Origin of the sequence: Mesorhizobium sp. M7A.F.Ca.ET.027.03.2.1 (assembly GCF_003999175.1) — a bacterium.
Classification (GTDB): domain Bacteria; phylum Pseudomonadota; class Alphaproteobacteria; order Rhizobiales; family Rhizobiaceae; genus Mesorhizobium.
Genome location: NZ_RZOM01001359.1, coordinates 1 through 1,318, shown reverse-complemented (window position 1 = coordinate 1,318; position 1,318 = coordinate 1). Strand labels below are relative to the sequence as shown.

Below are 1,318 nucleotides of genomic sequence, written 5' to 3'. Positions count from 1 at the left end.
GACAGGACCCAGGCACGGAAAGAGGTAAGCCGTTGCGTCAACACGCTGAGGCTTTCGGCGGATGAGGCCAAGCGCAATGCCGGTGAGGTGATCCCCTTTGACTCCTATGTCGGATCGGAGTCCCGTCAGGGCTGGTACACGAGGGAGCCTTTGGGCATCATCACCGCCATCACGCCCTATAATGACCCTCTGAACCTTGTGGCTCACAAGCTTGGCCCGGCCATCGCCGGTGGAAATGCCGTTCTGTTGAAGCCATCGGAGCTCACGCCTCTTTCGGCGATCAAGCTGGTGGAGGTGCTTGTCGAAAGCGGTCTGCCCGACGAGGTCATCACCGTTGCTATCGGCGGAGCGCAGCTTGGCAAAGCTCTTGTTTCGGCAAGACACGTCCGGATGATCTCCTTCACCGGCGGCTTCGCCACCGGCGAGGCCATCGCAAAAAATGCCGGCATCAAGAAGCTTGCCATGGATCTTGGCGGCAATGCTCCTGTCATCGTCATGGAGAATTGCGACTTTGATGCTGCCGTCGAGAGCTGCGTATCGGGAGCCTACTGGGCGGCCGGGCAAAACTGCATCGGAACGCAGAGGATTCTGATCCAGCGCTCCATCTATGAGCGGTTCAAGGCGAAGTTCGTCGAAGACACCAAGAAGCTCAAGACCGGCAACCCTCTCGACGCTGACATCGATGTCGGTCCGATGATTTCCGCAAAGGCGGTCGGTAAAGCGGCTGCCATGGTTGACCGTGCGCTTGATGCCGGCGCGACATTGCTTTGCGGCCATAAGCCAGCCGGCAACCTCTACGCGCCGACGGTGCTGGAGAATGTTCCTGCAAGCTGTGATGTGTGGAACGAGGAAGTATTTGCCCCGATCGTCATCCTGCAGCCCTTCGATGAGCTGGCTGATGCGATCGACCTGGCAAATAGCCCCGAATACAGCCTTCACGCCGGCATTTTCACAAATGACCTGGAGGCGGCACTCGAGGCCGCAAGCAGGATCGATGCCGGCGGCATCATGATCAACGACTCCTCCGACTACCGGTTCGACGCCATGCCGTTTGGCGGTTTCAAATATGGCAGCATGGGACGCGAAGGGGTGCGGTTTGCCTATGAGGACATGACGCAACCGAAAGTCGTGTGCATCAACCGTCTGAAGCGGTGACCGCGGCCATGGCCACTCATTCCATCAGTGCACTTAGGAGTATTTGAATGTTCAAGGGTTCCATCACCGCGCTGGTCACACCATTTGCTGCTGATGGTCATGTCGATGAGGTCGCGCTCCGTGACCTCATCGGGTGGCAGATCGAGGAAGGATCATCCGGACT

The 1,318-nt window shown here is 58.3% G+C and carries 2 protein-coding genes; both read left to right on the top strand.

Going from position 1 to position 1,318, the window contains the following annotated elements:
- Positions 1-1,155: aldehyde dehydrogenase family protein (locus EN750_RS34650; protein ID WP_127399301.1), on the top strand; the 1,155-nt coding region annotated here is incomplete at its 5' end.
- A 47-nt stretch (positions 1,156-1,202) separates the two neighbouring features.
- On the top strand, positions 1,203-1,318 hold a 116-nt coding region (locus EN750_RS34645), incomplete at its 3' end, for a dihydrodipicolinate synthase family protein (protein WP_189526686.1).